29 protein-coding genes are annotated in these 26,789 nt (G+C 62.2%); 11 read left to right on the top strand and 18 right to left on the bottom strand.

Features of this window, described 5'->3' with window-relative positions; translation table 11 throughout:
• Window positions 1–2 precede the first annotated feature (2 nt).
• Together K663_RS17485 and K663_RS17480 are read right to left on the bottom strand one after the other, a co-directional pair.
• Entirely contained in the window at window positions 3–233 is a 231-nt protein-coding gene (locus tag K663_RS17485) for a biotin/lipoyl-containing protein (RefSeq protein ID WP_062121342.1), read from the bottom strand.
• A 12-nt stretch (window positions 234–245) separates the two neighbouring features.
• A complete protein-coding gene (locus K663_RS17480; protein ID WP_062121341.1) occupies window positions 246–515 on the bottom strand; it encodes a hypothetical protein in 270 nt (89 codons plus the stop codon).
• A gap of 91 nt (window positions 516–606) precedes the next feature.
• Between K663_RS17480 and K663_RS25130 the strand changes: the two genes are divergently transcribed.
• Together K663_RS25130 and K663_RS17470 are read left to right on the top strand one after the other, a co-directional pair.
• The gene (locus K663_RS25130; RefSeq protein ID WP_062121340.1) at window positions 607–1,200 is read left to right on the top strand and encodes a TetR/AcrR family transcriptional regulator; all 594 of its coding nucleotides are present in this window, start codon (window positions 607–609) and stop codon (window positions 1,198–1,200) included.
• Window positions 1,201–1,215: 15 nt separating this feature from the next.
• Window positions 1,216–2,457 (top strand): cytochrome P450, encoded by a 1,242-nt coding sequence (locus K663_RS17470; RefSeq protein WP_062121339.1) that lies wholly within the window; start codon window positions 1,216–1,218, stop codon window positions 2,455–2,457.
• Between the two features lie 64 nt (window positions 2,458–2,521).
• On the opposite strand, the gene K663_RS17465 is transcribed toward K663_RS17470, so the two are convergent.
• Window positions 2,522–3,676, bottom strand: coding sequence for a phosphotransferase (locus K663_RS17465; RefSeq protein ID WP_062121338.1), 1,155 nt, complete (start codon window positions 3,674–3,676; stop codon window positions 2,522–2,524).
• 219 nt (window positions 3,677–3,895) lie between these two features.
• Between K663_RS17465 and K663_RS17460 the strand changes: the two genes are divergently transcribed.
• Window positions 3,896–4,666, top strand: a complete 771-nt coding sequence (locus tag K663_RS17460; RefSeq protein WP_062121337.1) for an SDR family NAD(P)-dependent oxidoreductase — start codon at window positions 3,896–3,898, stop codon at window positions 4,664–4,666.
• Between the two features lie 70 nt (window positions 4,667–4,736).
• Here the strand turns inward: K663_RS17460 and K663_RS17455 are convergent, their stop codons facing one another.
• Both K663_RS17455 and K663_RS17450 read right to left on the bottom strand, forming a co-directional pair.
• On the bottom strand, window positions 4,737–5,837 hold the full coding sequence (locus tag K663_RS17455) for an acyl-CoA dehydrogenase family protein (RefSeq protein WP_062121336.1): 1,101 nt from the start codon (window positions 5,835–5,837) through the stop codon (window positions 4,737–4,739).
• Between the two features lie 4 nt (window positions 5,838–5,841).
• Window positions 5,842–7,044, bottom strand: a complete 1,203-nt coding sequence (locus K663_RS17450) for an acyl-CoA dehydrogenase family protein (protein ID WP_062121335.1) — start codon at window positions 7,042–7,044, stop codon at window positions 5,842–5,844.
• A gap of 89 nt (window positions 7,045–7,133) precedes the next feature.
• Here K663_RS17450 and K663_RS17445 point away from each other — a divergent pair, with 89 nt between their 5' ends.
• The gene (locus K663_RS17445) at window positions 7,134–8,033 is read left to right on the top strand and encodes an acyl-CoA thioesterase (RefSeq protein ID WP_062121334.1); all 900 of its coding nucleotides are present in this window, start codon (window positions 7,134–7,136) and stop codon (window positions 8,031–8,033) included.
• A 67-nt stretch (window positions 8,034–8,100) separates the two neighbouring features.
• Here the strand turns inward: K663_RS17445 and K663_RS17440 are convergent, their stop codons facing one another.
• The 5 genes from K663_RS17440 to K663_RS17420 form a co-directional block, all read right to left on the bottom strand.
• On the bottom strand, window positions 8,101–8,634 hold the full coding sequence (locus K663_RS17440) for a nuclear transport factor 2 family protein (protein ID WP_062121333.1): 534 nt from the start codon (window positions 8,632–8,634) through the stop codon (window positions 8,101–8,103).
• 4 nt (window positions 8,635–8,638) lie between these two features.
• Window positions 8,639–10,072, bottom strand: a complete 1,434-nt coding sequence (locus tag K663_RS17435) for an FAD-dependent oxidoreductase (protein WP_063619082.1) — start codon at window positions 10,070–10,072, stop codon at window positions 8,639–8,641.
• A 27-nt stretch (window positions 10,073–10,099) separates the two neighbouring features.
• Window positions 10,100–10,702: a nuclear transport factor 2 family protein gene (locus K663_RS17430; protein WP_062121331.1), complete on the bottom strand. Its 603-nt coding sequence runs from the start codon at window positions 10,700–10,702 to the stop codon at window positions 10,100–10,102.
• A 100-nt stretch (window positions 10,703–10,802) separates the two neighbouring features.
• Window positions 10,803–11,600, bottom strand: coding sequence for an enoyl-CoA hydratase-related protein (locus K663_RS17425; protein ID WP_062121330.1), 798 nt, complete (start codon window positions 11,598–11,600; stop codon window positions 10,803–10,805).
• A gap of 44 nt (window positions 11,601–11,644) precedes the next feature.
• Window positions 11,645–11,839: a hypothetical protein gene (locus K663_RS17420; protein WP_062121329.1), complete on the bottom strand. Its 195-nt coding sequence runs from the start codon at window positions 11,837–11,839 to the stop codon at window positions 11,645–11,647.
• 159 nt (window positions 11,840–11,998) lie between these two features.
• Here K663_RS17420 and K663_RS17415 point away from each other — a divergent pair, with 159 nt between their 5' ends.
• Window positions 11,999–12,448: a nuclear transport factor 2 family protein gene (locus K663_RS17415; RefSeq protein ID WP_062121328.1), complete on the top strand. Its 450-nt coding sequence runs from the start codon at window positions 11,999–12,001 to the stop codon at window positions 12,446–12,448.
• Here K663_RS17415 and K663_RS17410 read toward each other — a convergent pair.
• A complete protein-coding gene (locus K663_RS17410) occupies window positions 12,420–13,670 on the bottom strand; it encodes an MFS transporter (RefSeq protein ID WP_062121327.1) in 1,251 nt (416 codons plus the stop codon). The two genes, K663_RS17415 and K663_RS17410, sit on opposite strands and share 29 nt — an antisense overlap.
• 124 nt (window positions 13,671–13,794) lie before the next feature.
• Here K663_RS17410 and K663_RS17405 point away from each other — a divergent pair, with 124 nt between their 5' ends.
• Entirely contained in the window at window positions 13,795–14,331 is a 537-nt protein-coding gene (locus tag K663_RS17405) for a VOC family protein (RefSeq protein ID WP_062121326.1), read from the top strand.
• Window positions 14,332–14,424: 93 nt separating this feature from the next.
• Here K663_RS17405 and K663_RS17400 read toward each other — a convergent pair whose 3' ends face one another.
• Together K663_RS17400 and K663_RS17395 are read right to left on the bottom strand one after the other, a co-directional pair.
• Window positions 14,425–14,937: a MarR family winged helix-turn-helix transcriptional regulator gene (locus K663_RS17400; protein ID WP_062121325.1), complete on the bottom strand. Its 513-nt coding sequence runs from the start codon at window positions 14,935–14,937 to the stop codon at window positions 14,425–14,427.
• A 97-nt stretch (window positions 14,938–15,034) separates the two neighbouring features.
• Window positions 15,035–15,829, bottom strand: coding sequence for an SDR family oxidoreductase (locus K663_RS17395; RefSeq protein ID WP_062121324.1), 795 nt, complete (start codon window positions 15,827–15,829; stop codon window positions 15,035–15,037).
• Window positions 15,830–15,931: 102 nt separating this feature from the next.
• Between K663_RS17395 and K663_RS17390 the strand changes: the two genes are divergently transcribed.
• Window positions 15,932–16,720 carry an SDR family NAD(P)-dependent oxidoreductase gene (locus K663_RS17390; RefSeq protein WP_062121323.1) on the top strand — a complete coding sequence of 263 codons (789 nt, stop codon included), beginning with the start codon at window positions 15,932–15,934 and terminating at the stop codon, window positions 16,718–16,720.
• Between the two features lie 72 nt (window positions 16,721–16,792).
• On the opposite strand, the gene K663_RS17385 is transcribed toward K663_RS17390, so the two are convergent.
• The 4 genes from K663_RS17385 to K663_RS17370 all read right to left on the bottom strand — a co-directional run bounded on the left by K663_RS17385 (window position 16,793) and on the right by K663_RS17370 (window position 21,839).
• A complete protein-coding gene (locus K663_RS17385) occupies window positions 16,793–18,343 on the bottom strand; it encodes a long-chain-fatty-acid--CoA ligase (RefSeq protein WP_062121322.1) in 1,551 nt (516 codons plus the stop codon).
• Complete coding sequence (locus tag K663_RS17380) at window positions 18,327–19,880, bottom strand: AMP-binding protein (protein WP_062121321.1); 1,554 nt, start codon at window positions 19,878–19,880, stop codon at window positions 18,327–18,329. The genes K663_RS17385 and K663_RS17380 overlap by 17 nt, the downstream gene beginning before the upstream one ends.
• 129 nt (window positions 19,881–20,009) lie before the next feature.
• Window positions 20,010–21,080, bottom strand: a complete 1,071-nt coding sequence (locus tag K663_RS17375; RefSeq protein ID WP_062121320.1) for a phosphotransferase family protein — start codon at window positions 21,078–21,080, stop codon at window positions 20,010–20,012.
• Between the two features lie 15 nt (window positions 21,081–21,095).
• Window positions 21,096–21,839 carry an SDR family NAD(P)-dependent oxidoreductase gene (locus K663_RS17370; protein WP_062121319.1) on the bottom strand — a complete coding sequence of 248 codons (744 nt, stop codon included), beginning with the start codon at window positions 21,837–21,839 and terminating at the stop codon, window positions 21,096–21,098.
• Window positions 21,840–22,049: 210 nt separating this feature from the next.
• Here K663_RS17370 and K663_RS17365 point away from each other — a divergent pair, with 210 nt between their 5' ends.
• The 4 genes from K663_RS17365 to K663_RS17350 all read left to right on the top strand — a co-directional run bounded on the left by K663_RS17365 (window position 22,050) and on the right by K663_RS17350 (window position 25,995).
• Window positions 22,050–22,856: an enoyl-CoA hydratase/isomerase family protein gene (locus K663_RS17365; RefSeq protein ID WP_062121318.1), complete on the top strand. Its 807-nt coding sequence runs from the start codon at window positions 22,050–22,052 to the stop codon at window positions 22,854–22,856.
• Window positions 22,857–22,895: 39 nt separating this feature from the next.
• On the top strand, window positions 22,896–23,645 hold the full coding sequence (locus K663_RS17360) for an SDR family NAD(P)-dependent oxidoreductase (RefSeq protein ID WP_062121317.1): 750 nt from the start codon (window positions 22,896–22,898) through the stop codon (window positions 23,643–23,645).
• A gap of 24 nt (window positions 23,646–23,669) precedes the next feature.
• Window positions 23,670–25,106, top strand: a complete 1,437-nt coding sequence (locus K663_RS17355) for an aromatic ring-hydroxylating oxygenase subunit alpha (RefSeq protein WP_062121316.1) — start codon at window positions 23,670–23,672, stop codon at window positions 25,104–25,106.
• Window positions 25,107–25,404: 298 nt separating this feature from the next.
• Entirely contained in the window at window positions 25,405–25,995 is a 591-nt protein-coding gene (locus K663_RS17350; protein WP_062121315.1) for a TetR family transcriptional regulator, read from the top strand.
• 523 nt (window positions 25,996–26,518) lie between these two features.
• Here the strand turns inward: K663_RS17350 and K663_RS17345 are convergent.
• Complete coding sequence (locus K663_RS17345; protein WP_062121314.1) at window positions 26,519–26,788, bottom strand: cytochrome C oxidase subunit IV family protein; 270 nt, start codon at window positions 26,786–26,788, stop codon at window positions 26,519–26,521.
• Between the last annotated feature and the right edge of the window lies 1 nt (window position 26,789).

The raw sequence follows: 26,789 nt of genomic DNA, 5'->3' as shown, positions 1-26,789 counted from the left end.
GTTCAGGAGATTTCACCCAGAATGGTGCCGACCTCATAAGTCTCGCCCGGTTGCTTCAGGATCTTCAGCGTGCCGGAGACGGGCGCTTCGACTTCCTGAGTCGACTTGTCGCTCTCCAAGGCGAACAGGGGTTCACCCGCCTTCACTTCACCGCCATCGGCGACCAGCCACTCGGCCAGCGTGCCTTCGTTCATCGAAAAACCGAGTTTGGGCAAGATGATTTCCGTTGCCATATTCAATCCTTCTTATGGGACCGGCGAAGGTTCACCGATCATAAACATGCGATGTATGAAGTAATCTAGCGTACCGGTTCCGTCCAGCAAATTGCGCAGATTTTCTTCATTCGGGAAGAACAGTGCGCGCTGTGCGACCTCGCGTCGTAGCGCGCCCCATCTTTGCCATTGGGATTTCCGATCGATAGCTGCCACGGCGCTATCGCAGCGAAATCGCGAACGCTGTTTGACATTATTCAACAGCTGATGAATATGGGGTGCAGCAAAATTGAGTCGTGCCATGTCGAATTCCGCTATCAGTGCTGATGCCACGCGTCGAGGTCGCGGGCGCCCTCGCGCGGCAGCGGGAGCGGTAGGGGCTTCGGTGCCAGAGATGCTCCTGTCCGCCGCTATTGGGCAGTTCGCCGCGCAGGGCTATGATGCCGTGGGCGTACGGCAGATTGCCGCCTGCGCGGGCGTGGATGCGGCGATGATCGTTCATCATTTCGGCTCGAAACTGCTGTTGTGGCAAGCGGCGATCGATCAGTTATCAGCGCAGATGCTCGGTGCGCTGAAAAACCTAACGCTAGACGCGCCGACTGAGATGAACGTTGGCCAGCGTATGGATCAGGCGGTAGGCCAGATCGTCGACATGCTGTGCGACACGCCCGCCTTGTCGGCATTCGTCCTGCGCGAGATCGTCCTGGAAAATGACCGGTCGGACTATAGCTATGAACGGCTCGTCAAACCGATCCACGACAGGCTGCGGCCATTGATTGTCGAATATTCCCGCCCCCAAGGGAGCGTCGACGCCGACTATCTGTTCATCGCCCTGACCGGGGCCGTCGTCAGCACGATCGCAGCCCGGCGATTGTTCGACCGCATTTCCGGCGAGCCGCAGGATGATCGTGAATTTCGCAACCTTCTTAAGAATACCGTTTCCGCCCAGTTGGCCGTTCGTGTCGGTCGCGCCCGCGGATCCACCTGACCAAGGAGAAAGAATATGTCCAAAGCCACCGACACAGCTGACGCACCGCTCAGTTTCGCTGATCCCGCCGTTCAGCGCTGCCCTTTCTCCAGCTATGATCGGCTGCGCGAAGAGCGCCCGGTCTATCATGACCCGGTTACGGGCAACTATGTCCTGACCCGCTATGAGGATGTTCGCAAGGCGCTCCTGAACGTCAAGGCGCTGCGTAACCGGACCGGCATCAATTCGACTCGTTCGGACCCCACGGCCAACCGGATCTATGAGGAAAAGGGATGGTTGCCGATCGACACTCTGGTCTCCAACGATCCGCCGGATCACCGCATCTATCGCACGCTGGTCGATAAGGTGTTCACCCCGCCCCGCGTCGCGGCCCTGGAACCCCGCATCAAGGAGATCATCGACGAGCTGATTGACAATTTCGTCGATGCGCCCGAGATCGACTTCCTTGAGGCCTTCGCCGTGCGCCTGCCCATGTATGTGATCGCCGAGCAGCTCGGCGTCTCGCGCGCGCATATGGACCGCTTCAAACTGTGGTCGGACGTGTCGGTAGAATCGGTGAGCCCTGTTCTGACCTCCGAGCGGGAGGTCGAGATTGCGGAAATCCTTACGGAAATGCAGCGCTATCTGGCGGCGGAAATCGAAAGTGTGCGGCAAACGCCCAACGATACGCTGATCAGCCATCTGGCGAACACCGACACCGACGGGCGTCTGCTGGAGATGCGCGAGCTGCTCAGCATCATCCACCAGTTGCTCGTGGCGGGGAATGAGACGACGACGACGACACTCGCTTCGGGGATGAAGCTGTTCATCGAACAGCCGGCACTGGCCGAGGAAATCCGGCAGGATCCGGCTCGCGCCAAGCCCTTTGTGGAAGAAGTGCTGCGCACGCTTGCGCCCATCCAGACGCTGTTCCGCCGGGTGGCTGAGGATGTGGAAATCGCGGGTGTGACCATCCCGGCGGGGTCTCTGGTCGAGGTGCGCTATGGTGCGGCAAATCGTGACCCGAAACAATATGCGGAACCGGCGAAGGTCGATCTTGATCGCACCAATGCCGCCAGCCATCTTGCCTTCGGCGCGGGGCCGCATTTGTGCATCGGCAATCAGCTGGCCCGTGGCGAACTGCGTCTTGCTTTTCAGATGTTGACGCGGCGGCTGACGAATTTCCGCGCGACACGCGGGGATGACAGCTACAGCTGGATGACCAGCTATATCGCTCATGGCCCCGATCAGCTGTGGATGGCGTTCGACCGGCTCTGACCTGTCGGTCGATCGACGGACCGGCGAATGAGGCGCGGGCATTGCGGCCCGCGCCTTTTTGCTATCAGGCGAAGCTGTCCAGAACGTCGAGATCGTCGATGGCGATGGCGATGCGACGGATGAACTCGACGGTGATGTCGCGCGGCTGCATGTCCGGCACATCCTTGGACGGCGTCAGCGTCATCGTCCACCAAGCGAGCGTGGTCAGCAGCTGCTGGCGGTAGTTGAACCACGCCTCCTCGAACGGCACGGCTTCGCCGCCCGCGGCTGCGAAGGCGTCGAGATAATGACGCAGCAGCTGTTGTTCCCATTCGCGCCGTTGCTCAACGGTCAGCGCCGTCGTGATCGTATAGGCAACATCGCGCGACCAATGACCCTTCGATGTGACCTGCCAATCGCCCAGGCCCATCCGACCCTCATCGGTGATGTACCAGTTCTTCAGATGCACGTCGCCATGTGTGATGGTGAGCGGCAGTTCTCCGTGGCGCGCCGAAGCCTTGACCGTCGCGGGCCATACCTCCGCCTCGCGCGCGAGCAGGCGGGGCGGTACGACGTCAGCAGCCGCACGCAGACCCGCCTCGCACATGCTTTTGAAGTCATGGTCGCGATCGAGGGCCGCGAAACGGTCATCGTAGCGGAACATGTGGCCCAGTTCGCCATCCAGCTGCGGCGATTTATAGAAATGACCATGCAGCTTGGCGAGCAACTCCATCTGGTCCTTCACCCGCTCCAGCGTCATCTGGGTATGATGCGAACAGAAGCTCGCCTTTCCGGCCAAATCCTTCAGAACCACGATTGAGGCGTAGGATTCCGTATCATAGACCGCCAGATAGGCTTCTGGCGCTTCGATATTCAGTTGCGGGCGGATCTGGTTGTAGAAGGTGGTCTCGCTCAGCAGGGCTGACGTTGACAGCAGGATGCGATTGAGCAGGTCTACCGTTGCCTTGCAGAAAACCGATTTGGGCAGGCCGAGACGCTCGCCCGCGTCATTATATTCCACGAACACGCGGCGGCGGTTCGATGTGCCGGAATCGGGCGCGTCCAGCGAGACGGAGACGACTTTTGCCTCCGGATGGTCCTTGCACAGGATATGGGTCATCCATTCCGGCGTGATCGCCTCATAGCGCCAGGGGATGTCGCCCGGATTGACGGCGGGGCGGTCCTCCCGCTGATCGCGTTCAAAGGCCGCCTTGATGCGTTCGATCTTGTCCGACGTCATGTCTTAACTCTCCTGATGCCTTTGCGCGCGTTGAATGGAGTGCGTTATTAATATTCTAGCGAACAATATCAATGCGTACGATGATCAGATATCGAGCGTCTGTCGAGCCTCTCGGGGCCATGCGACCGGCGGGGAGCATCAGCGCACACGCTCAGCCGGGCTGGATCCGGCAGGGATGTGGGGCAACGGCGAATCATTCTATGTGGTTAGGGAGGGATTATGATGGAAGATCAGCGTTTTCTGGGCAAAGTGGCCGTCATCACAGGGGGAACGCGCGGCATCGGCCTTGCCACCGTGGAATATCTGGCGAGGCGCGGGGCGCGGGTAGCGCTCTCGTCCCGGAAGGCGGAAGCTTGCGAGGCGGTGCAGCAGCGGCTGGAAGCGGAAGGGCTCACCTGCCTCGCTGTGCCGGGGCATGCCGCGAACGACGCGGATGTCGCGCGCCTGGTCGATGAGGCGGTCAAGGCCTTTGGGGGGATCGACATGGCGATCGCCAATGCCGGTATCAACCCGGTCTTCGATCCCCTGACCGACGTCGCAGAAGAAAGCTGGGCCAAGGTCATGGACACCAATGTGGGAGGCCCACGCCGTCTGGCGCGTCATGCGCTGCCGCATATCGCCGAGCGGGGCGGAGGGGCGATGGTGTGCGTATCGTCGGTCAATGCGCGCTTCGGCATGGTCGGGAGCGGCGCCTATGGTGTGTCGAAAGCCGCCCTGGAGCAGATGGTGCGCCAATTGGCGGTCGAGTGGGGCGGGCAGGGCATCCGCATCAACGGCGTTGCGCCCGGGACCACCGGAACAGACATGATCCGCGCGCTGCAGGATCGGCCCGGCTTCATGGACACGATCCTCAGCGGCACGCCGCTACGCCGCATTGCTGATCCGGAAGATGTCGCCGCCGTGATTGCGTTCATGGCATCTGATGGCGCGCGTCACGTGACCGGCCAGACGCTGGTGGTGGACGGCGGCCAGACGATCACGCGCGGCTAAGGCAGTCGAACGCTGCGGTGCTTCAGGGATGCAGGCGGGTTGCTCAAGCCACCCGCCGTCCCTTGGAACACTAGGTCGTGCGGTCGGTCGCTTCGGCGAAGCGGGCCAGATGCAGTTCCACATCCCCGAACTGCCGCGCGATGACGTAGAGCCGCCGATAATAATGGCTGATGTTCAGTTCTTCTGTCACGCCTATGCCGCCATGCAGTTGGATCGCCTGCGCACCGACGTAGATGCCTCCGCTCGACGCATGTGTTTTGGCCGCGGAAACGGCTGCGGCGCGTGAATCGTCGTCGCCCTCGGCCATGGTGCCCAAAGCGTGGAACAGGATCGAACGAGTCATTTCCGTTTCGATCAGCATGTCCGCCATGCGATGCTGCAGCGCCTGAAAATTTGCGATCGCCGTGCCGAACTGCTTGCGAACCTTCAGATAGTCGCGAGTCGTCCACAGCGCCGCGTCCATAACGCCCAAGGCTTCTCCGCAAAGCGCGACGATGCCATGTTCCACGGCGCGGTTGATAGCGGCTTCCGCCTCCGGACCCGACGCGAGCAGCGTGCCGGCGACGTTTTCGAGACAGACGTCGGCCACCCGGCGATTGTCCAGGGTGCGGTAGATCGTCCGCGTCACGCCGGGCGCTTGCAGATCGACAAGATAGAGGCTGGTGGTGTCACCATCCCGAGCGGAAACGATGATCTGTTCCGCCGTCGCGCCGCCTTCCACCAGCGACTTGACGCCATTCAGGACATGGCTCTCGGACTTTGTGTCGATCAGCCGCCAGTCACCCCGGCCGACCGGTTCCTGCAGGGCAGGGACGATGCGCTTCTCACCCATGACCAGCCCGGCGATCAGGTCTGCCGTCACATCACCGCCGATCGCGGCCAGCAATTGGGTGGCGACGACATGAGCGATGAAGGGTTCGGTCACCAGACCGCGCCCCAATTCCTCGGCGATCAGCGCATTTTCGATGGCCCCGCCACCAAAGCCGCCGGCCTCCTCCGACAGGCCGGCACCCAGCCAGCCCAGTTCGGCAAAGGTCGCCCAGTGGCCAGCTGCCACGCCCTCGGTGGAACGGATGATGCGAAACCGTTCTTCCCAGTCAAATTCGCGCTCGACAAAGCGTTTGACACTGTCGCGCAGGGATTCCTGTTCGGATGTGTAGGAAAAGTCCACGGCGTCAAAGCTCCAAAACGGTCTTGGCGATCAAGGTGCGCTGAATCTCGTTCGCGCCGCCATAGATGGTGGTGGCACGGCGGAACATCGCCTTGGCGGCGATGCCGATGCCATGGTCAGCGACAGGCGAGGTGAGGCCATCGTCGAACATCCTGTGCTCACCCTCGGGATTGAGACAGATCGCAAGGCCACGATCGCCCAGCGCCTCGTCGGCCAGGTCGGCCACGCGCTGGCGCAGCTCCGATCCGCGCACCTTGACCAGCGATGCGACCGATCCACCGTCATGCGAGGCCGCCGTCAGCGCGCGCAGCACCGCCGTTTCCAGCGCCATCGTGTCGATTTCGATCCGCGCCAGCCGCGCTCGGAAATTGGCATCCTCGATCAGGGGGCGGCCATTTTTCAGCTCGATCTTCGCGATTTCGCGCAGTTGCGCAATGTCGCGCTTCGTGTGCGGGACTTCGGCGCTGTTGGTGCGCTCGTTGTTCAGCAGGAACTTGGCATAGGACCAACCCGCGCCTTCTTCGCCCACCAGATTTTCGGCCGGTACGCGCACGTCATCGAAGAAGAACTCGTTGACGGTCAGCCCTTCGTCGATCGTCCAGATCGGACGGCGCGTGATACCGGCGCTTTTGAGGTCGATCAGCAGCGCGGAGATGCCTGCCTGCGGCTTCACTTCGGCGTTGGTACGTACCAGCATGAAGATCATGTCGGCGTGTTGGCCTTCGGTGGTCCAGGTCTTCTGCCCGCTGACGACATAATGATCGCCGTCACGCACGGCGCGGGTGCGCAGCGATGACAGGTCGGACCCCGAACCAGGCTCCGAAAAGCCCTGCGCCCAGAATGTGTCGCCTTTCCGGATAGCGGGCAGATATTTCTGCCGCTGCTCTTCCGAAGCGAAGGTGTATAGAACCGGCGCGACGAGCTCGGTGCCGATGCGATCGGCGGTCGGTGCGTGGGCGCGGCGCATTTCCTCTTCGAAGATGAAACGCTGGACGCCGGTCCAACCCGGCCCGCCATAAGCTGCCGGCCAATGCGGCACCGACCATCCCTTTTCCGCGAGAATCTTGACCCAGCGTGACTGGTCCTGGCGTCGCGGGTGATAGTCATGAAGCCCCTGCCGCGCCAGATCAGGGGGCAGATGGGTTTCGACGAAGGCACGGACTTCAGCCCGGAAAGCCTTCTCCTCCTCACTATAGAATGACTGCATCAGTCCTCTCGAATCCTTTTCAACCCTAGTTAGCTAGCATATGGTTCGAATATTTCCTATAGCGGGATCAGGGACGTGGAGATAGGTTAATGCGGCGATACGATGCGACAGTCTATAACGGACAGTGGAGCAAGGACATTCCGACCTTGCTGGAGCTGGATGAAGTCGGGCCCGATCGATTCCGCAATCGCCACAATCAGCGTAATGTCTACCGCGCCCTCTTCGGGGGACAGATCGTGGCGCAGGCGCTGGCTGCTGCTGATCGTACGGCACCCGGCCGCACTGTGCATTCGCTCCATGCATATTTCCTGCGGGCGGGCACTGATATCGAAGCCATTGATTATCAGGTGGAGCGTATTCGGGATGGCGGGCGCTTTTCCACGCGGCGCGTCGTCGCCCAGCAAAAAGGCCAGACGCTGTTCACCATGGAATGCTCCTATCGGACGCCGGTGAACGGGTTCAGCCATTACCGTCCCAGCCCCATCCCTTTCGATCCGGAAAATGCCTTCGGACAGGACGAATTCAGCTCTTTCACGGCCGCCGACGGGAAACAATATGGCGCACTGTTCCATGGCCATTATCCGATCGAGGTGCGCTTGCCCGGCAAGGCCGGTTTCCTTGAACCTACTACGGAAGCCAAACGCCATTACTGGCTGCGGGCGCCGGGCACAGAAGGCATTGACGACCCCGCGGTGCAGCGGCAGATTTTCGCCTTCCTGTCCGATTTCATGCTCGCCGGAGCGCCGTTGGCGCCGCATACGATCGCGCTGCCCGGCCCGCATCTCTTTGTCGCGAGCCTCGACCATTGCATATGGTTCCATCGTGATGTCCGTTGCGATGACTGGCTGTTGTTCGAAACCGAAGGCCCCAATGCCGAAAATGGCGTGAACATGGCCCGGGGGCTGGTTTACAACCGGGCAGGCGAGTTGGTCGCGTCGCTCGCGCAGGAAGCGCTGCAATATGAAACGGGCGACGAAGCGGGCGCCTGATCCGGCTGATATCAGGAAGGGGTGCCGATTGCGCACCCTGTTTCAGCGGGAAGCAGAAGCAGAGCCCTTATTTCCCCCGGCCCATTAGAGGCAATGCCTCATAGCACCGGTCGGCGTCCGTGCCGCCGGCAATGCCGAGCGCGACGAGTTGCGTCATGTCGCTGGGCGCAACGTCTAATGTCACGAAGCTGTCCCAGACCAGACGTCGATGGCTGATCCGCCATTCACCGGCCCGCTTCTCATAATTGTCGAGATAGCGACCTGACACGAGGACATGCTTCGCATCGGAGCCCAAGGTGCGGTGATAGGCAATGAAGTAGAGTTCGCCATCCGCCCGTTCCTGATCGATGCGATAGGAACTGTTGCAGATATAATGCGCAGTCAGCTCGAACTGCGCCATAATTTCGGACAGCCGATCGACAAAGATCGTGGCCTTGTCGCAGAATACGACGCCATGATCATCGATGGCGTCATCATGATAGACTGATCGCAACAATTCAGGATCGCGACGGTCGATGGCACGTGAATAGCGTGCCGCAAGATCGCGCAACGCTTCCTTGTCCAGCAGCGCCTCGATCGCTGCGTTCCGGTCCATGTCCATGACTTCAGGCCCCCACAGCTTCGGGAAGGGCGCGCTGTGCCGCCTTAACACCCGCGCGGCGTCCGAAGACCACCGAACTGCCGATGCTGGTGCCGCCGCCCGCATAGCGCTTGCCATGGAAGCAGCCCAACACCTCGCCCGCGCCATAGAGCCCTTCAATCGGCCGACCACGCGTGTCGAGAACCTGACAGTCCATATTGATGTCCAGACCGGCAGCGGTGAAACCGATGATCGCGGCGCGCACCTCGACGGCATAGAAGGGCGCCGTCTTGATCGGGGTGAGCTTATGACCGTTGCCGTCTTTGCGGAACTGGCAATCCTCCCCATGCACCTCGACATCATGATTGTAGCGGCGGACCGTCTCTTCGACGGCGATGGGGTCCAGACCGGCCATGCGCGCGACTTCGGCAATGCTGTCGGCCCGGAAGGCGACGCCCTTTTCGACTTCGCGCGTGATGGTGAGTTCTTCCCAGCTCGATGTCGCAAGGCCGCTATTATAGGGATCGGCATAGGACAGATCATCGCCATTTTCGACCATGGTGGGATGATCGAAGATCGCCCAGCAACGCTTGCCAGGCTGCTCGCTGATCAGATAGCCGCAGACCGCATAGCTTTCCCATTCGGCCATGAAGCGCTTGCCCTGCTCGTTCACCGCGATGAGCCAGGGCGGCAGGAAGGCTTCGACATAGCGGTTGTCGAAGCAGGGGGAGGGTTGGATGAGGCCGCGGTCGAACCCCGTGATCTGCGCATCCACGGACTCGCCGAGCTTGATGCCGTCGCCCAGGATGAAGGGGGCGTCGCGGTGCACGGCCCAGGCCCGGTCGCCATGATAGGCCGCGGTGGGGAACCATTTTTTGAGCATTTCCGGGTTGTTGCCAAAGCCGCCCGTGGCGATGATGACGCTCGGGGCGCGCAACTCCGTTCCCTCAGCGGTGATGCCGACCACCTTGCCGTCCTCGACCAGGAAACCGTCAACACGGGTGCCAAGCGCGGTTTCGACGCCTAGGGCGCCGGCGCGGTTGATCAGCGCATCGGCGATGCCCAGGCCGAAGGTCTTGGAGGTATGGCCGCGCTGGACGTCGGTAACGTCGGAATGGACCAGCATGTTAGCCGGAAATTCGATGCCTTTTTCCTTGAGCCATTCGATCATGCCACCGCATTCGTCGGCATAATAGCGGATCAGGTCGGGCCGCACCGAATGCTGGTTCAGCGTCATGATATAGTCATAGACCGCATCGGCATCATCGCTGATGCCTTTTTCCTTTTGCGTGCTGGTGTTGCACGCATAGACGACGCCGGTCGAATTGCGCGTCGCGCCGCCCAGATGGTCATCGGCCTCCAGCACCATCACGGTGGCGCCGGCCTGCCGCGCTTCGATGGCGGCGGACATCCCTGCGGCGCCCGAGCCGATGACGATGACGTCGAAATCACGGGACATGGTGTCTCTCCTGTCGGTCGGTCGCGTTCAGGCGCGGCCGGGGATCGTGTTCAGATAGACGGGATCCTGCCGGTCGCGGCGGCCTGGCAAATTATAATGGGCGACATGGCCCGCATCGGTGATGCGCGTGCTGGGACGAATGTCGTTCCATTCATTGGTGATCTTGCGGCGCAGGATCCTCCACTGGCCGTCGCGTCGTTCGAACAGGTCGATATAGCGACCGCCGCAATAATAATCATGATAGCCGTCGATCGTGCCGTCGGCCTTCGCCTTGTCGGCATAGCCCTGACCGAAGAAGGCCGTCACCGCCTCTTCGCCGCCCGGCGCGCGCTGATAGGCCCAATAATAGGATTCGGAGGTGGCGAAGTCACCATCGACGTCGATGGTGCAATGCGTGACTGTATGCATGCCGTCGAGAATCCCCTCGCGCAACGAGGGGATGATCATCTCCGCGAACTCCATGGCATTGCCCGAAAAGGCGCCATGATCGTCGGTGCCATCGGGATGATAGATGGTCTTCAACAGTTCCAGGTCGCACCGATCGATGGCACGGCAATAGAGTTTGAGCACATGCTCGATTTCCTGCCGATCCAGCGCCAGGCGCAAACGCGCTTCGAGACTGTCGTCCATCTATCATCCTCTCATGAGCGACTCAGTCGATCGGGCCGCCTACATATGATATGGTTACATACGGTCATGGCGGGGAAAAGCCATGAAATGGCATGGCGTCTTATTTGCCGGTGAATTCAGGGCGCCGCTTTTCCAGCATGGAATGGACGGCTTCGCCAAAATCGGCGGTGTAGGTGGCCAGCCCTTCATAGGCGACACCCGCTTCAAAGACCGAACTGAACAGCTGGCGCAGGGCGATATTCGTGACTGATTTGGTGTAGCGGATGGCCGTCTGCGCGCCGCGGGCGAGCTTGGCGGTATATTTGTCGACGAACGCGTCCAGTTCGTCCGCCGGGACCGCGAAGTTGATCAGATTGCACCGCTCTGCTTCCACCGCGCCGATCGGCTCACCGGTCAGAAGATAGTGCTTCGCCTTGGCGAAACCGATCAGCTGCGGCCAGATCAGCGCGCCGCCGTCGCCCGCGACCAGGCCCAGCTTGACATGCGGGTCGGCGAAGCGCGCATGGTCGGCAGCGATGATGATGTCGCACAGAAGGGCGATGGATGCGCCAAAGCCCATCGCGTCGCCATTGACCTTCGCAATCACCGGCTTGGCACAATCGAGCAAGCCCATGACGATCCGCCGCATGCTCTTGGCTTCATGGACGAACGGCACGCGCTCACCCCTGGCCTGCTTTTCCAGCCAGTCGAAATCTCCGCCGGCGGAAAAGGCTTTGCCCTCGCCCGTCAGCACGATGACGTCGCTTTCCGTGTCGTCGGCGGCGTCGAAGAATACCCGGGCCATCTCCTCATGCAGCGCGTGGTTCACCGCATTGAGCAGTTCCGGGCGATTCATGGTGATGGTGAGAACGCGGCCGTCCCGTGAAAAGGATAGCATCTCATAATGGTCGAAGTTCATGTCGGCTCCTTGATAGGCGATAGCTGGATATTCGACATTGCGGATCAGAACGCAACGTGCAGTTGATCGAGCGTGTGGATGGCGTCAAGCAGCCGATTGTTGCGCTCGACGGTGACGTCCGACCACAGCTTGAAACGGTCATAATCCGCCCTGTCCACGCCCAGTTGATCGGCGATGATGTACATCGGCACCTTGATCGCGAATTCGGGCAACAGATGGGCCTTCCCGTTGGGCAACATCCCGTCGATCAATTCATCGACCAGCTTTTCGATATAGGGTCCAGGTCTTTGACGTCTCTTGCTTCGTCGTTGCCAATTCAGCGGCCCTATGCTCTATCCCAGTTAAGACGCTAGCATATCAAATGCTAGCATACATATCAATCGAGGACGGAGAGAAGAATGCCCGATGCAGTGGAACGCTTGGTCGCGATCGAGGAAATCAAACGTCTGAAGGCGCGATATTTCAGGCTGATGGACATTAAGGACTGGGACGGATTTTCAGCGCTTTTCACCGAAGACGCAATATTCGACGTGCGCGGCGCGCTGGAGGAAAATCCCGGACCCGATCAGGAACCGATTATCGGCCGTTCCGCTATTGTCGATTATGTCAGCAGCGGCATCAATCCGATCACCAGCGCGCATTATGGGCACATGCCCGAAATCGACATCCTGTCGGATGACGCCGCTACCGGTATCTGGGCGCTGGCGGACATATTGCGGATGCCAGCCGGAGCCCCCTTCGCGCGCTTTTACGGCTATGGCCATTACCATGAACGCTATCGTCGCGTCGAAGGGCTGTGGAAGATTGCCTCGCTCCGGATCAGCCGGCTGCTGGTGGAGACATACTGACCCCGAGCGGACGGGGTCGATAAACAAGGAACAGCACCCCGATCAGCACGAATGTCGACACATGGAGCAGGACGGTCGGCCCGTAGCTGCCAAAATGATCGAACATGGCGCCGGCCAGCGGGCCGGCGCCAAACATGAAGGGTATCTGCAGCGTATAGCACAGCCCCATGCCCAGGCCGACATTCGCCGATCCCAGCCAGCTACCCATGGTCGCGCCGAACAAGGTCAGGATGGCGTTGCTGCACATGCCGATGATGAAGGCGCATACCAGCAGCAGCGGCAGGCTATTTCCCGCACCCATCAGTCCAAGCCACGGCGCGATCTGCAGCAGCGCGATGAGGGCGAATGTCCGGCCCCCACCGATCCGATCAGCGACCCAGCCGAACAGGGGCGCGCCGACGATGCCGGCGAGGCCGAAGGCGGAAAGCAGCAGCGACGCTGACCCCAGGTCGATGCCCCGGTCGGTTGCGAGAGCAACGATGTGCGTCACCATCACAAGCCCCGCGCAACTCAATAGCGTCACGCCCGCAGTGAGGACCAGAAAGGCTTGGGATCGCAAGATCTGCGCGGCCGTCATAACCGTTTCGGCGCGCTGCGAATCCGCTGCGGCGCCCTTGGCGTGCTGACCGATCTTTTCCGGCGCATCGACCAGGAACCACATGATTGGCAGGAGCAGGGCGAGGATGAGCGCGCATGACAGGAAGGCGACCTGCAGTCCGTACTGGCTGAGCAACAGCGCTGCCAGAAGGGGCATCAGGGTATTGCCCGCCGGCATGTTGATGATGCCCAGCGCCTTGCCACGGCCGCTGTTGAACCAGTTGGAAATGACCGCAGTGCAGGTGACAGGGCCTGCCAGCGCGACGCCCGGACCGATCATCAGCACGTAGATTGCGAGCAACAGCCCGATGCTGTTGATCTGGGTGAGCGCGACGAACCCGAGCGCGTTCAGGACGACGCCGCTGATCATGATCCATTTGATGGACACGCGCTGCATGAGCGCTCCCACCAGAGGCGACAGCAGGCCCAGGGCGAGCGTCACCATGCTCAAGCCCGCCGAGGCGAGGGCGCGGCTGGTGTTGAACTCCCGCTGGATCGCTTCCACCATCGCGCCATAGGCGGCGAAGTTGACGCCGAGCACGCAGTTCAGGATCAGGAAGGTGATGGCGACCATGCGCCAACCATGGAAGCTGGACGCCGAAGGCGATGATGCGGCAACAGTCATTGTGATGGCAATCCCCTCTTGCCGGCGGCGCTAAAAGCTATTGATCCGTTCTTGCCGCTTGGCCAAATGTATGTCAGCACACGATAACAAATTCTGCTGCATGTCAAACTTTCAGGAGAGAGAGATGACAGGCCTGATCGCAGGCAAGCCTATCAGGCAGATCGCCTATTTCGTGCCCGACGTTATTACCGCCGCCAAGGCCCATATACAGGCCTTCGGTTCCGGCCCTTTTTACGTCGCTGAACATATTCCCCTGTCTCTTTCCCTTCATCGCGGGCAACCGGCCGAACTGGATCATACGTCCGCCTACGGCCAGTGGGGCGATATCATGGTGGAGTTCGTGCAGCAGAATAATGCCGGCCCCTCCGTCTTCCATGACATGTATCCCGATGGCGGGCAGGGCATGCATCACGTCGCCCTGATCGTCGACGATATCAAAGCGGAAATGGCCCGCTTCGAGGCGGCTGGACACCCTGTCGGTCTCTATGCGGAGGTTGCTCCTGGCGTCGGATTCGCCATGATGGATTGTGTCGCCGAGCTTGGTCATTATGTCGAGCTATATGAGCCAACCCCGCAATTGCTCGGCGTTTATGACTTGGTCCGCAAATCGGCTGAGGGCTTTGATGGTGCCGAGCCCATTCGCTATTTCAAGATTGGCTGATCGACCCGTTCGCGTTGACGTCAGGCCATGTTTGGAGCATGTGATCGGGCCAGGGGAGCACATGTTCCGGCGCCGCCCTTGACGCGGCGAAAATCAATCGAGGCCAGGCCGGTTGAAGTCAGTGAGCAGAATCTGGTTCACCCGCGTCAGGGTTTCCGTCAGCTCCTCCATCCTCCTCTTGCCCAGCGCCTCTTCCAACGCGTCGGTTTGCTGAACCGTCGCGCCGCGAAGCGGCTCGCGCAAGGACCGGCCCTTTTCCGTCAGATGCACCATCACGACTCGTCGATCGGACTGGACGCGCCGACGTTCGATCACGCCTGCCCGTTCGAGCCGGGTGAGGGTCTGGCCGATTGTCGCCTTGCCGATTTCCAGTCGCCGGGCCAGTTCCACCTGCGACAGCGGTTCGTTGAACCACAGTTCGCCCAGCACATAGGCTTGAGCAGGCGCAATCCCGGTGCCCGCGATCCGGGCCATATAATCGTTCTGCGTCAGCCGGGCGAACAATTGCGCCTGATAGGCCAGGCTTTCCTTGAAATGGGGGAAAGGCTCCTGCTGTTCAGGCGGCGAAACTTTCGCCAGATCGCCTTTCGGACTTGTGGATGCCATTGCTTTCCCCCGTTTAGTCAGATCCCCGGTCGCAAACCCGGGGAACCGATTTTCTTTGCCGAAGCTGGTCTTGCGGTCAAGCGTGGCCGCGTTCGATTCAACTCGTTAGATGCGCCGTCGCCTTGGCCGCGATCTCGCCCAGTTCGGTCAGGCTGGGATTGCGGCGCAGCGTCAAGCCGCCGTTGATCTGCAGATTCTGCCCCGTCATGAAGCATTCGTCGGACGCCAACCAGACCACGCCTGCGGCAATATCGTCCCGCGTACCGATCCGGCCCAGCGGATATTCACGCTCAAAGGCCTGCACCATCTCAGGATAGTCGAAGGTCGAGCCCGCCATCGGCGTTTCGGTGAGGCCCGGCGAGATGGAATTGGCCCGGATTCCCCGGACGCCATATTCATTGGCGACGGTGCGGATCACATGGTCGATGCCGGCCTTGGTGCCCATATAGGCGGCGTGATTGTCCAGCATGATGGTCGCGGTCGCCGACGAAATCTGGATGATCGATCCGCCCCGGCCCATGGTGCGCAGCATCGCCTGGATGAAGAAGAACGGCCCCTTGAACTGGATCGCCAATATCTTGTCGAGGTCGGCTTCGGTCGTTTCATGCGTCGGCTTCAGAAGACCCCAGCCGGTCGCATTGACACCGATGTCGAGCTTGCCGAAACGTGACACCGCCAGGTCCGCTGCGGCATCGACTTCCGCCTTGTCCGTGATGTCGACCTGGACCGCGGCGCCGCCCAGTTCCTTGGCCAGTGCCTCAAGTTCATCCATGTGCCGGCCACCAACGACGACCTTGCATCCTTCCGCAGCAAGGCGGCGGGCGATGGTCTGGCCCATATTATCCTTGCCAGCGGCCCCCAGGACGAGCGCTACCTTGCCGTTCAGTCGCATGTTCTTCCTCTCCCATAGCTTGATGCATGGTTAGCATATATACAGTGTGTGGGCATCCCATTATAGGGATATCTCGCATCGGTGCAATCAAGGAGTGGATGTATGGCTGGGAAGCTTGAAGGTCGGGTGGCGGTGATCACGGGCGGCGCGCGCGGGCAGGGCGAGGCCACGGCCCGGCGCTTCGCCGCGGAAGGCGCGAAGGTGGTTCTGGCGGATATGCTCGAAGCAGAAGGGCAGGCCGTGGCCGCCAGCATCGGCGAGTCCGCCATGTTCTACAAGATCGACGTGTCCGACGAAGGACAGTGGGAAGCGCTGGCGAAGGCGACCACCGATCGCTGGGGCGCGGCGGACGTGCTGGTGAACAATGCGGGCATCGTCCATCCGGCTGCGATGCTGGACCTGAAGAAGGATGATTTCGAGCGGGTTCTGCGCATCAACCTGGTGGGCGCGTGGCTCGGCATGAAGACGCTGGCGCCCGGCATGATCGCCAAGGGGAAGGGTTCGATCGTCAATGTCTGTTCCACCTCGGCACTGTGGGGCATGAACGGGCTGACCGCCTATTCGGCCAGTAAATGGGCGCTGCGCGGCATCACCAAGACGGCGGCAATGGAATTCGGGCACAAGGGCGTGCGCGTCAACGCCGTCTTCCCCGGCGGCATCAACACGGTGATGGGCAATGTCACCAATGAAGCGCCCGAGGAGCTGTCGAAATATTATGTCGGCCAGACGATCCAGCGCATCGGCGAGCCGGAGGAAGTGGCGCAGGTGAACCTGTTCCTGGCGAGCGACGAGTCCTCTTACATGTGTGGTGCGGAACTGGCCGTTGATGGCGGGCAGACGCTGGGCGTGTTCACGCCCTTCCTGCCCGGCGCTCCCAATTCCATCGTCTGACATGTTGAGGCGGCCACCTTTCGTGGTGGTCGCCTCGACCTGCGCCAAGCGGGTGGAGCGGCCATTCCTGCTTCACCCGCTATGCAACCGATCCTCGCGCAAGCGGCGCTTGTCGACCTTCCCGGTGCCCGAGAGCGGCAGCGCGTCGATGAAATAGACCGACTTGGGAAGCTTATACCCCGCGATCCTTTCGCGCGCCCAGCCTATGATGCTGTCGGGGTCCGGACTGGTGCCCGGGCGCGGGACGATGACGGCTGTCACCGCCTCACCCCAATGCGGATGCGGAAGGCCGATCACAGCCACGTTCGCGACATCGGGATGGCTGATTAGCACATTTTCGACCTCGGCCGGATAGATGTTCTCGGCGCCGGAAATGATCATGTCCTTCATCCGCCCCCGGACATAGAGATAGCCGTCAGAGTCCAGATAGCCCGCGTCGCCGGTCCGAACCCAGCCGTCGGGTGTCAGCGTATGCGCGGTCTCCTCCGGCAGGTTCCAATAGCCGACCATGTTGGCGATCGACCTGATCCGGATTTCGCCGGTTTCGCCGGTCGGCACCGGGCGCCCTTCCTCATCGGTGATGAGCAGTTCGGTCGCCGGCAGCGGCTTGCCCGCGCCGGTCATGCGCCTCGTCCCGGCCGGATCATGGTCGTCTGGCGGCAGCGCCACCGTGGGGCCGCTCGTCTCGCTCATGCCATAGCTTTGGGCGAAGCGGCAGCCGAAGGTCGCGATCGCCTGGCGCAACAGGCTGGGCGTGATCGGGGCGGAGCCGTAGATGACGGTGTCGAGCGACCGGTAATCCGCGCCTTCGGATTCCGGCAGGTCCAGGATCATCTTGATCGCGGTGGGGACGAGGGACAGCTTGCTGACCCTGTCGCCTTCGATGGCGGCGAGCGTTGCCACCGCGTCGAAGCTTTCGTGAATGACCGCCAGCGCGCCGAAGAACAACGCTCGCATCATCATGCCGAAGGCGCCGATATGGCCGAGCGGCGCCTGCACCAGCGTCACATCCATCGGGCCCCATCGATCCCATGCGATGGCGGGGCGCAGGACGTTGATGCCGAGCAGGGCACGGTGCGGCAGCATCACGCCCTTGGGGCGGCCGGTCGAGCCGGAGGTGTAGACCTGTATCGCAATCTGTTCGGGGTCATGCACCATTTCGACTGGCGCCTGCGCTTCGGCCAGCCATTCCCCGTCGTGGCGCACGGAGCGGGCGGACAGGATGGGGACCGGGTCTTGGGAGAGGGCCGTCGCCTCCTCCGCTATCCGTTCGAAGCCCGGCTCGACGAAGAGCAGGGGCGGCGCGCAATCCTGTACGATCTGCGCGATCTCTGCCGGGGCGAGGCGCCAGTTGAGCGGGACGGGGATCGCGCCGATCTTATTCGCGCCGAGTGCGAACAGGGGCACAGCGTCGCTGTTGCGGCCGAGGAAGAGGATGTGCTGCCCGGCCTTGATCCCGTCGCGGATCAGGCTGTGGGCGACGCGGTCGGCCAGGGCGTCAAGCTCCCGATAGCTGAGCGTCGCGCCGTTGAAGCGGATGGCGGGGGCATCCGGGGTCTGGCGGGCGTGACGCGCGACTGTGGCGTGGAGCGTCGGGACGACGATGTCAGGATATGGACGCATAATGGTCGCGGAGGAGGCGTTTGAGGAGTTTGCCATTTTCGCTGCGGGGGAGTTCATGAATGAAATCCACAAAAGACGGGGATTTGATGGAGGCGAGGTGCTCCCGACAATAGGACAGTAATATTGCCTTTAATTGCTCCGGGTCGACGCTCTGTTTGCGGGGGCAGATGATGGCGGCGACGCGTTGGCCATATTCCGGGTCGGGCAGGCCGATCACCGCGACTTCGCGGACGGCGGGGTGCGCTTCGAGCAGCATTTCCACCTCGCGCGGATAGATGTTCACGCCGCCCCGGATGATGAGGTCGCTGCGCCGGTCACTGATGAAGAGATAGCCCTGCCGATCGACATGACCAAGATCGCCATAGGTCGCATAACCGTCGGGCGCCCCGGCCGGCGCGTCCTGATCGCCGATATAGCGGAAGGGCACGCCGCCTTCGAAATAGATGAGGCCGATCGTGCCGGGCGGCAATTCCGTCTCGCCGTCCTCCTCGTCCAATATGTGGATGGGGCCGGTGATGGAGCGGCCGACCGAGCCTGGATGCTCCAGCCACTCCGTCGACGTGATGAAGGTGACCCCTGCATTTTCCGAGCCGCCATAATATTCGCTGAGGATCGGTCCCCACCAGTCGATCATCGCACGCTTGACGTCGATGGGGCAGGGGGCGGCGGCATGCAGTGCGACGCGATGGCTGGAAAGGTCATAGGCGGTCCGCTCCGCCAGCGGCAGGGCGAGCAGCCGGGTGAACATGGTTGGCACCCATTGCGAATGGGTGACGCGCCAATTCGCGATCGCGCGCAGGGCAGCGGCGGGATCGAAGTGCGGCAGGATGACGTTCGTGCCGCCGCTTTCGATCAGCCGCATGAGATAGCGCCCGGTGGCATGGTAGAGCGGCGCGACCGAGAGATAGATGCTGCTATCGTCCAGCGCGCACGCGGCGCGCAATTTCTGCTCGAAGGCGGGAATGACGCGAGCCTGCGCGGCGGGCGCCAGATCGCGCCTGATCCCCTTGGGCCGCCCGGTCGTGCCAGAGGAATAAATGATCTCCCGCCCGGTGACGGACGGCTGGAACGGCGTGGGCGGCATGGTGGCGACTTGCCCATCAAGGTCGGTCCAGCCTTCGCGGGCGCCGCCCAGCATGATCCAGTGGGCGGGCCCCTCGGTCCCGCATTCGCCGCGCGCCGACGCGGCGAGGTCGGCGAACGCGGGCGCGGCGACGAGCGCCCGTGCGCCACTGTCGCGCAGGATATAGACGATTTCGGCCGGTTTCAGGCGGGTGCCGAGCGGCACGAAATAGAGGCCCGCGCGCCGCGCCGCCCACCACATCTCCACGGTGCGGGCATCATTGTCGAGCAGGAGGCCGATGGTGTCGCCTTCCCGCAATCCCAGGCCGCGCAGCCAGCAGGCCAGGCGCGACGCGCGATCGTCCAGCACCGCATAGCTGACGCTTGGCCCGCCGACGACATGCAGGGCGGCCTTGTCCGGCTGCCGGGCGGTGTGCCAGCCGAGCCAGTCGGCCTCGGGCAGCTGGACCATCATGCGCAATTCAGGGCGGGAGCTGCCGCTCCTGCTCGCCAGATCATCATCGGGTGGGGGAAATCATTCTGCCGCCGCATCATGGGCCGGCATATCGTCTTTGTCCCCGCCCCGCAATGGAGCTGCCCCCGATCACCCCGCCAGCGTTTCCAGTGATCGGCGCGCCATGGCGGCGATGCGCACCACACGGTGCTGGCTGTGCACCATGACGCGCGAAGATGCGGTGCCGTCGGCCGCGCGCTTCAATATGCCCTGCACCATCGCGGCATAGCGGAACTGCGCGTAGGCGAGATACCAGCGCATGTCGGGCACGGCCATGGCGCGGCGCTCGCAATAGCGGGCGAGATATTCGTCCATCGAAGGGATGCCGAGCGCGGGCAGGTCAAGGCCGACAAGGCTGGTGGCGGCAAGGCCGGAATCGGGCAGATCCCACCAGGCCCGCAGATGATGGGCCAGGTCGATCAGCGGATCGCCAAGCGTCGCCATCTCCCAGTCGAGGACCGCCATGATGCGCGGCTCCGTGGGATGGATGATGAGGTTGTAGAGGCCATAGTCGCCATGGATGAAGCTGGTTTGTTCATTCGCAGGCAGATGACGAGGCAAGGTCTCTATCAGCCAGTCCATGTCCGCGATCGGCTCCAGCGCGGATTGCTGGTAGTTTTTCGACCAGCGGGCGAGGTTGCGCGTGGCATAGTCCCCGGTGCGGGCGAGATCGCCCAGTCCGATCGCCTGCGGGTCCAGATCATGCAGGGCGGCGAGCACGCGGTTCATGTCGTCATAGATGGTCGCGCGGTCCGACGGGGACACGCCTTCCATATCGGCTTCCCAGAAGACGCGGCCCGCCACATGTTCGACGATGTAGAATTCCGAGCCGATGACCCCTTCATCCTCGCAATAGAGGAAGGGGCGCGGAACGGGAAGGCCGGTCGATGCGAGCGAGGAAAGGATGCGATATTCGCGGTCGATCTGGTGCGCGGACGCCACCAGCTTGCCCGGCGGCTTGCGGCGCAGCACATAGGAGCCGCCGGGGCCGCTAAGCCGATAGGTGGGGTTGGACTGCCCTCCCTTGAACTTGGTGGCGATAAGGTCGCGATCCACGCCGGGCAACCGCGACGAGAGCCAGGCGGCGAGCCGGCCCAGGTCCAACTGAAGATGGGCGGGCGGCGCTTCCTCGCCGCTGAACTGTTCCTGACGTCCCGTCATGTCATGCCCTTTTGGTTATGGACGGCCGCCATCGACCCGGATCATCGATCCGGTGGTGAAGCCGCTATGGTCGCTGCAAAGATAGAGGATGGTGGTGACGATCTCTTCGGGCTCGCCGAAGCGCTTGAGCGCGGCGGGCGTGCTTGCTTCCTTGTCGGCGGGCCAATATTTGGCGACATCGGTACGGAAGGAGCCGGGCAGCACCGCGTTCACGCGCACCTTGGGCGCATATTCCTGCGCATGCGCGACCGTCATGGCGTTGAGCGCCGCTTTCGCGCCGGCATAGGGTATGATTTCCGGCGTGGGCCGGATCGAGCCCGCGCTGCTGATATTGATGATGCAGCCGCCGTCACCGGCCGCCATGCGTGAGCCCACGAGCGCGCTCATCCGCATCGGCCCCTTGAAGTTCAGCGCCAGGACGGCATCGACCAGCTTTTCTGGCGTTTCCAGCGAGGAAGCGGCCATGGGCGACATGCCGGCATTATTCACCAATATGTCCAGGCGGCCGAAATGCGCATAGGCGCGCTCCACTACCGCCTCGATCTCGTCCCAACGCCCCATATGGCCGGCCAGGGCGAGCGCGCGTCGTCCGCGTTGCTCGACCTTGCGAGCGACGGCCTCGCAATTTTCAAGCTTGCGGCTGACGATGGCGATATCGGCGCCATGATCGGCAAGGCCAAGGGCGATGGCGCGCCCCAGGCCCCGGCTGCCGCCGGTCACGAGCGCGATCTTTCCGCTTAGGTCGAACAGGCCGGTCATGAGTTCCCCAGGGTGAGCAACCTTCTGGCCGGCGATTATTACGGTACATTAGTATTTGTCAAATCTGTTCCGTCGGACGGGCAGGAACGGCGTACCTATAATGTCTGCTAACATACCATCTTGACAGGGCACGCGCGATGGCTAGCCTGCACCGCAATGAATCGATGGAGTCCGGCCCGAGCCGGATCCGAAGGTGGAGAGACTGTCGCAATGGCATCCAACATTTCAGTCGCGTGGCCCGAAACCGGGGTCGCGCTGGTCACGGTCGGCGACGGCGGCGCCTCCAACCACACCACGACGTGCGCGACGGTGTCGGCGCTGGCCGATGTGCTGGAAGGCGCGATCGGCGACGGCGCGCGGATCATCGTACTGGCATCGTCGGTGGAAGGTCATTGGCTGGAACATGCCTATCTCGACGACATCGTCCAGCTGGTCGAAGGCAAGCCGGCTTCGGGTGATCCGGCGGGCTGGTTCCGCTGCCTGCAGATCCTCAATCGGGGCAAGGCGGTGACGATCGCTGCGGTCAATGGCGACACCTCGGGTGGCGGCTGCGAACTTGGCTGGGCCTGTGACCTGCGCGTGGCGGAGGAGCAGGCGCGCTTCAGCCAGCCGGAAGTCATCATCGGCGCCGGCACCGGCATCGGCGGCACATCGCGCCTGATGCGCCTGATCGGTCGGACGGTGACCGCCGAGGTCGTGCTGACCGGCCGTCCACTGACGGCGCGGCGGCTCTATGAACTGGGCGGCGTCAACAGCGTGGTGGCGAAGGGCAAGGCGCTGGAAGAGGCGCTGAAGCTCGCCAGCGAGATCGCCAAGCTGCCGCCGCAGTCGGTGGCGGGCATGAAGCAGATGCTGGGCGAGGCCGAGGACCTCAATCAGAGCCAGGGCATCGAAAATGACCAGAAGATCAGCCAGACGCTGTTCGCCAACCCGGACAGCATAGCGAGCATGAAATCGATCCAGGCACGTTTTGATGCCGGAGAGAGCATGGATAAGGTATATTGGAGCAAGGGCTGACCGCGTCGGTCGGCAAGGCTCTCATCAGGAGGGACGATTATGGATTTGGGTCTGTCTGGACTGAAAGTGATCCTAGGCGGCGCGACCCGGGGCATCAGCCGCGAAACCGCGAAGCTGCTGGCGGCGGAAGGGGCTGAACTCGGCCTGTTCTCGCGCAATGGCGATGCGCTGGAGGATTTGAAGGAAGAACTGGGCGGCAAGGTCGTGACCCGCGAGTTCGTGCTGGAGGATCGCGACGGTTACAAGGAGATGCTGTCGGGCCTGGCCGAGGAACTGGGCGGATGCGACATCTTCATCCATTCGATCAGCTCGTCGGGCGCACAGGGTTCGATGGACTGGGACGAAAGCTACCGGCTCGACATGCTGGGCGCGGTCGACGGCTGCGAAACGCTGGAGCCCTATCTTGAAAAGTCCAAGGCCGGCTCGGTCATCCTGATGTCGAGCACCGCGGCGTTCGAGACCTTCCTGGTGCCGCAGGCGTTCAACGCGATCAAGGCGGCGGTCATCACCTATGGCAAGCAGCTGAGCCAGGCCTGGGCGTCCAAGGGCATCCGCGTCAACATGGTCTCGCCCGGCCCCATCACCTATCCGGGCGGCAACTGGGAAGGCGCCAAGGCGCTGATGCCCGATCTCTATAACGGCATCGTCGCGCAGATCCCGATGGGCCGCATGGGCAGCCCCGAGGAAGTCGCGAAGGTCGTGGCGTTCCTGGCGAGCCCGGCGGCTGGCTATGTGACTGGCACCAACGTCGTCGTCGACGGCGGTTTCACCAAACGCGTCCAGTTCTAAGGACGCAAACAAGGAGTAGGCGCGATGGCGAGCAAGGTTCGCTATGCGGAAATCCGGTTCAACGACCGGCCAATAAAGCAGCAGTTGGTAGACCCGGAGAGTTTCACGCTCGAACCGGGCGAGGTGACGGCCGATTACGAGGCCCGTTCGCCGCACCGGCTGGACCAGCTTTATCCGAACATTGCCGACTATCGCGCCGTCTCCACCAAGCGCTTCGTCGACCCGGCCGAAAAGGCGCGGGAAGAGGAAAAGCTGTGGAACAAGGTCTGGCTGCTCGCGGGCATTTCCAGCGACATTCCCAATGCCGGCGACTGGTTCAAGTTCGACATCGGGCCGCAGTCGCTGATTATCGTGCGCGACAAGGACAATGAGCTGAATGCGCTCTACAATGTCTGCAAGCATCGCGGCAATGAACTGGTGCAGGAGGATTTCGGGCAGGACGCCACCTCCTTCACCTGCATCATGCACAGCTGGCGCTACAACCTCAAAGGCAAGAATGTCCGCGTTACCGATCGCGACACTTTCGGGCCGGAGGCGCTGTGCCAGAATCTCGACCTGACGCCGGTGCATGTGAAGGAACGTGCGGGCCTGATCTTCGTCAGCCTGGCGCCCGAGCCGATGCCGTTCGAGGAATTTTACGGCGACCTGCTGCCGATGCTCGATTCCTATCACATGGAGAATATGTTCGTCGTCAAGCATCTGGTCGTGGAGGTGCCGGCAAACTGGAAGACCATGTATTCGGTCTTCAACGAAACCTATCACGCGCATGCCACGCATCCGCAGATCAAGCCCTATGTGGACGATCATTTCGTCCAGTATGACTTTTATCCCAACGGCCATAACCGCAATCTGTTCGCGGTCGGCACCGTCAGCCCGCGCTGGCCCGACGGCCGCTTCGTCAACATGGGCCTGGCCTTTTTCCTGCAGGAAGCCGGCGTTAAGACCGCGGGCTTCAAGGGCGACGCGCGCCATGTCCGCCGCGCCATCCAGCAGGCGAAGCGCAACGTGGAAAACCCCTTCGGTCTCGATTATTCGGGCTTTACCGACAATCAGCTGACCGACGACTGGAACCCCTCGCTCTTCCCCAACGTCACGATGAACATGCATCCCGAAGGCGTGCTGTTGCAGCGTTTCCGTCCGCATCCGACCGATCCGGAACGCGGCTATCAGGATGTGTTCGTGCTGTCGGCGCATCTCGCCGAGGGCCGCCGCCCGCCCGCCTATATGGGCGTCGAGGACGATGTCGACGTGTCGGGCAAGCAGCGGCCCATGGTCCGCCGCACGACGCATGAAGATCCGCAAGGCGGCGAAGTCGTCGAGCAGGACATCGCCAACATGGTGACGTTGCAGCGGGGCATGCATTCACGCGGCCTCAATGAGACGATCGTCTTTTCCGAACAGGAGCGGCGCATCCAGCAGTTCCTGGCCGAACTCGACCTGTATCTCGAAGACAAGCGCTGACGCGGCTTGCACCGGCGCCTGGCATAGGCAGGCGCCGGTCGTTCGACTGCGGCGGATGTCGCATCCCGTCACACCGGAGGATAGCCGGACCACGCACCGGCGCGGGCGGCGGCCATGCCGAGATTGACCAGCCGCGCGCATCCCGGTTCGTGCGGATCGCGACCGGGACCATTTCCCGGCGCCGGAATGCTGCTCTATCCCCGAGCCCCAATGCCAACCCGAGGACGCGACGCGGTCTTGCGGAAGCTGTCATTTGGTCTATCGAGCAAGAGGCTTGCGAGGCGGAAAGGCAGAGATTTTGGCGCGACGCGACGACAGGCCGGAACGGACGGAAAATCGCATAGCGTTTCAGCGCCAGCAGATTGTCGACCTGGCCCTTCGCCTGTTCCTCGAACGTGGTTTCGATGCCGTGAGCATGACGGAACTTGCCCAGGCGGCGGGCATCTCGCGTCGAACATTATTCCGTTATTTCGCGACGAAGGACGATATCGTCTTCCTTTCCCTCGACCGGTGTGAAGGCGACTTCATGCGCAATCACTTGCGCTCTGCGGACGGACCGACTGAGCCGGTGGAGCGGATCAAATGGGCCTATCAGGCGCTCGCGATGGAAGAGTCGCAGCACAGCGACGCGGCGCGGATCAAGACCCGGCTGATCTTCGACACCCCCTCTCTTGCGCGCCGCATGCACCAGGGGCTCAACGACTGGCAGCGCGAATTTGCCGAACTGATCATCGACCGGGTCGGCGCACAAGGTGATGCGGCGTTCCAGGTCCATGCCCAGGTCGTCGCCATCTCGATGCTCTACACCACCGCCTTCCGGCACTGGCTGGTGGATGATCGCCATAGCCTGGACGAATGGATCGAAATCGCCTTCGCCGCATTGCATTGATCAGGCCGCGTTGGTTTCAGCGGCGCGGTTGACCGCTCCGCCAGCGGCCCAATGGCCCGTCCGTCCATTTCTGAAAGGCGCGGCGCAGGCTCTGATGATTGCGGAAGCCAACTGCGCGGTATCCTTGGCACCAAGCCGTCCGGCCCGCGCCAATATTACAGCATAGGCGCGCCGATGCTCGTCAAGGACGTTGGCCGAAGCTGGTGCCTTCACTGGCTAGGCGCCGCACGAGCGTCCGGCTGCTGCCCCCCGGCGGAGCGGAGCGCCTCGATCAAGCGGGAAAAGCGGCTCGTGCGCCGCAAGCTGGCCTACATGCTGCCCAGCATGCCGGGCCTTGTCATGCCCCATTATGATCCGGCCAAGCCGAAGGTGCTGACCCGCATCGCCAAGGCGCTGGAATTCTACAAGCAGCGAGAGCCGATTCGGGTGAGCTTTGCGGATGTGGCGGACACGATCGCGCAGGCGGCCCGACCCTCCTCTCCACCTGGCGCGGTCGGGCGAAATCCCGATCGCGCGATTTTTTTCATCCCGCGATCCAGAAGAGCGTCAGCAGCGCGATGGCGACGGCGAAGACCCACGCCTCGAAGGCAAGACGCAGCGGCAGGATCGCCTCGTCAATCTCCATGTAGCGCAGGCCGATCAGCCGCACCTTGAAAAAGGCGATGACCAGGATTGCCGATCCCACGATGCGGGGATCAAACTTCATCGCCTCCAGCTGGAACAGATAGGAAGCGAGCGTCGCAACGACGAGGATGGCCCAGATCGTGACCGGGGACTGGATAACATGCTTCATG

This window comes from Sphingobium sp. MI1205, from assembly GCF_001563285.1.
GTDB lineage: Bacteria > Pseudomonadota > Alphaproteobacteria > Sphingomonadales > Sphingomonadaceae > Sphingobium.
This window is presented reverse-complemented; position numbering and strand designations above follow the sequence as displayed.

Bases quoted from the DNA above. Each gene is read 5' to 3' on its own strand.
- K663_RS17345 (WP_062121314.1), bottom strand. From the start codon at position 26,788: ATGAAGCATGTTATCCAGTCCCCGGTCACGATCTGGGCCATCCTCGTC.
- K663_RS17435 (WP_063619082.1), bottom strand. From the start codon at position 10,072: ATGTCCCGTGATTTCGACGTCATCGTCATCGGCTCGGGCGCCGCAGGG.
- K663_RS17425 (WP_062121330.1), bottom strand. From the start codon at position 11,600: ATGAACTTCGACCATTATGAGATGCTATCCTTTTCACGGGACGGCCGC.
- K663_RS17450 (WP_062121335.1), bottom strand. From the start codon at position 7,044: ATGCAGTCATTCTATAGTGAGGAGGAGAAGGCTTTCCGGGCTGAAGTC.
- K663_RS17445 (WP_062121334.1), top strand. From the start codon at position 7,134: ATGCGGCGATACGATGCGACAGTCTATAACGGACAGTGGAGCAAGGAC.
- K663_RS17480 (WP_062121341.1), bottom strand. From the start codon at position 515: ATGGCACGACTCAATTTTGCTGCACCCCATATTCATCAGCTGTTGAAT.
- K663_RS17400 (WP_062121325.1), bottom strand. From the start codon at position 14,937: ATGGCATCCACAAGTCCGAAAGGCGATCTGGCGAAAGTTTCGCCGCCT.
- K663_RS17470 (WP_062121339.1), top strand. From the start codon at position 1,216: ATGTCCAAAGCCACCGACACAGCTGACGCACCGCTCAGTTTCGCTGAT.
- K663_RS17365 (WP_062121318.1), top strand. From the start codon at position 22,050: ATGGCATCCAACATTTCAGTCGCGTGGCCCGAAACCGGGGTCGCGCTG.
- K663_RS25130 (WP_062121340.1), top strand. From the start codon at position 607: ATGCTCCTGTCCGCCGCTATTGGGCAGTTCGCCGCGCAGGGCTATGAT.
- K663_RS17415 (WP_062121328.1), top strand. From the start codon at position 11,999: ATGCCCGATGCAGTGGAACGCTTGGTCGCGATCGAGGAAATCAAACGT.
- K663_RS17375 (WP_062121320.1), bottom strand. From the start codon at position 21,080: ATGACGGGACGTCAGGAACAGTTCAGCGGCGAGGAAGCGCCGCCCGCC.
- K663_RS17410 (WP_062121327.1), bottom strand. From the start codon at position 13,670: ATGACTGTTGCCGCATCATCGCCTTCGGCGTCCAGCTTCCATGGTTGG.
- K663_RS17355 (WP_062121316.1), top strand. From the start codon at position 23,670: ATGGCGAGCAAGGTTCGCTATGCGGAAATCCGGTTCAACGACCGGCCA.
- K663_RS17460 (WP_062121337.1), top strand. From the start codon at position 3,896: ATGATGGAAGATCAGCGTTTTCTGGGCAAAGTGGCCGTCATCACAGGG.
- K663_RS17430 (WP_062121331.1), bottom strand. From the start codon at position 10,702: ATGGACGACAGTCTCGAAGCGCGTTTGCGCCTGGCGCTGGATCGGCAG.
- K663_RS17395 (WP_062121324.1), bottom strand. From the start codon at position 15,829: ATGCGACTGAACGGCAAGGTAGCGCTCGTCCTGGGGGCCGCTGGCAAG.
- K663_RS17360 (WP_062121317.1), top strand. From the start codon at position 22,896: ATGGATTTGGGTCTGTCTGGACTGAAAGTGATCCTAGGCGGCGCGACC.
- K663_RS17390 (WP_062121323.1), top strand. From the start codon at position 15,932: ATGGCTGGGAAGCTTGAAGGTCGGGTGGCGGTGATCACGGGCGGCGCG.
- K663_RS17370 (WP_062121319.1), bottom strand. From the start codon at position 21,839: ATGACCGGCCTGTTCGACCTAAGCGGAAAGATCGCGCTCGTGACCGGC.
- K663_RS17385 (WP_062121322.1), bottom strand. From the start codon at position 18,343: ATGCGTCCATATCCTGACATCGTCGTCCCGACGCTCCACGCCACAGTC.
- K663_RS17380 (WP_062121321.1), bottom strand. From the start codon at position 19,880: ATGATGGTCCAGCTGCCCGAGGCCGACTGGCTCGGCTGGCACACCGCC.
- K663_RS17440 (WP_062121333.1), bottom strand. From the start codon at position 8,634: ATGGACATGGACCGGAACGCAGCGATCGAGGCGCTGCTGGACAAGGAA.
- K663_RS17405 (WP_062121326.1), top strand. From the start codon at position 13,795: ATGACAGGCCTGATCGCAGGCAAGCCTATCAGGCAGATCGCCTATTTC.
- K663_RS17465 (WP_062121338.1), bottom strand. From the start codon at position 3,676: ATGACGTCGGACAAGATCGAACGCATCAAGGCGGCCTTTGAACGCGAT.
- K663_RS17420 (WP_062121329.1), bottom strand. From the start codon at position 11,839: ATGTTGCCCAACGGGAAGGCCCATCTGTTGCCCGAATTCGCGATCAAG.
- K663_RS17485 (WP_062121342.1), bottom strand. From the start codon at position 233: ATGGCAACGGAAATCATCTTGCCCAAACTCGGTTTTTCGATGAACGAA.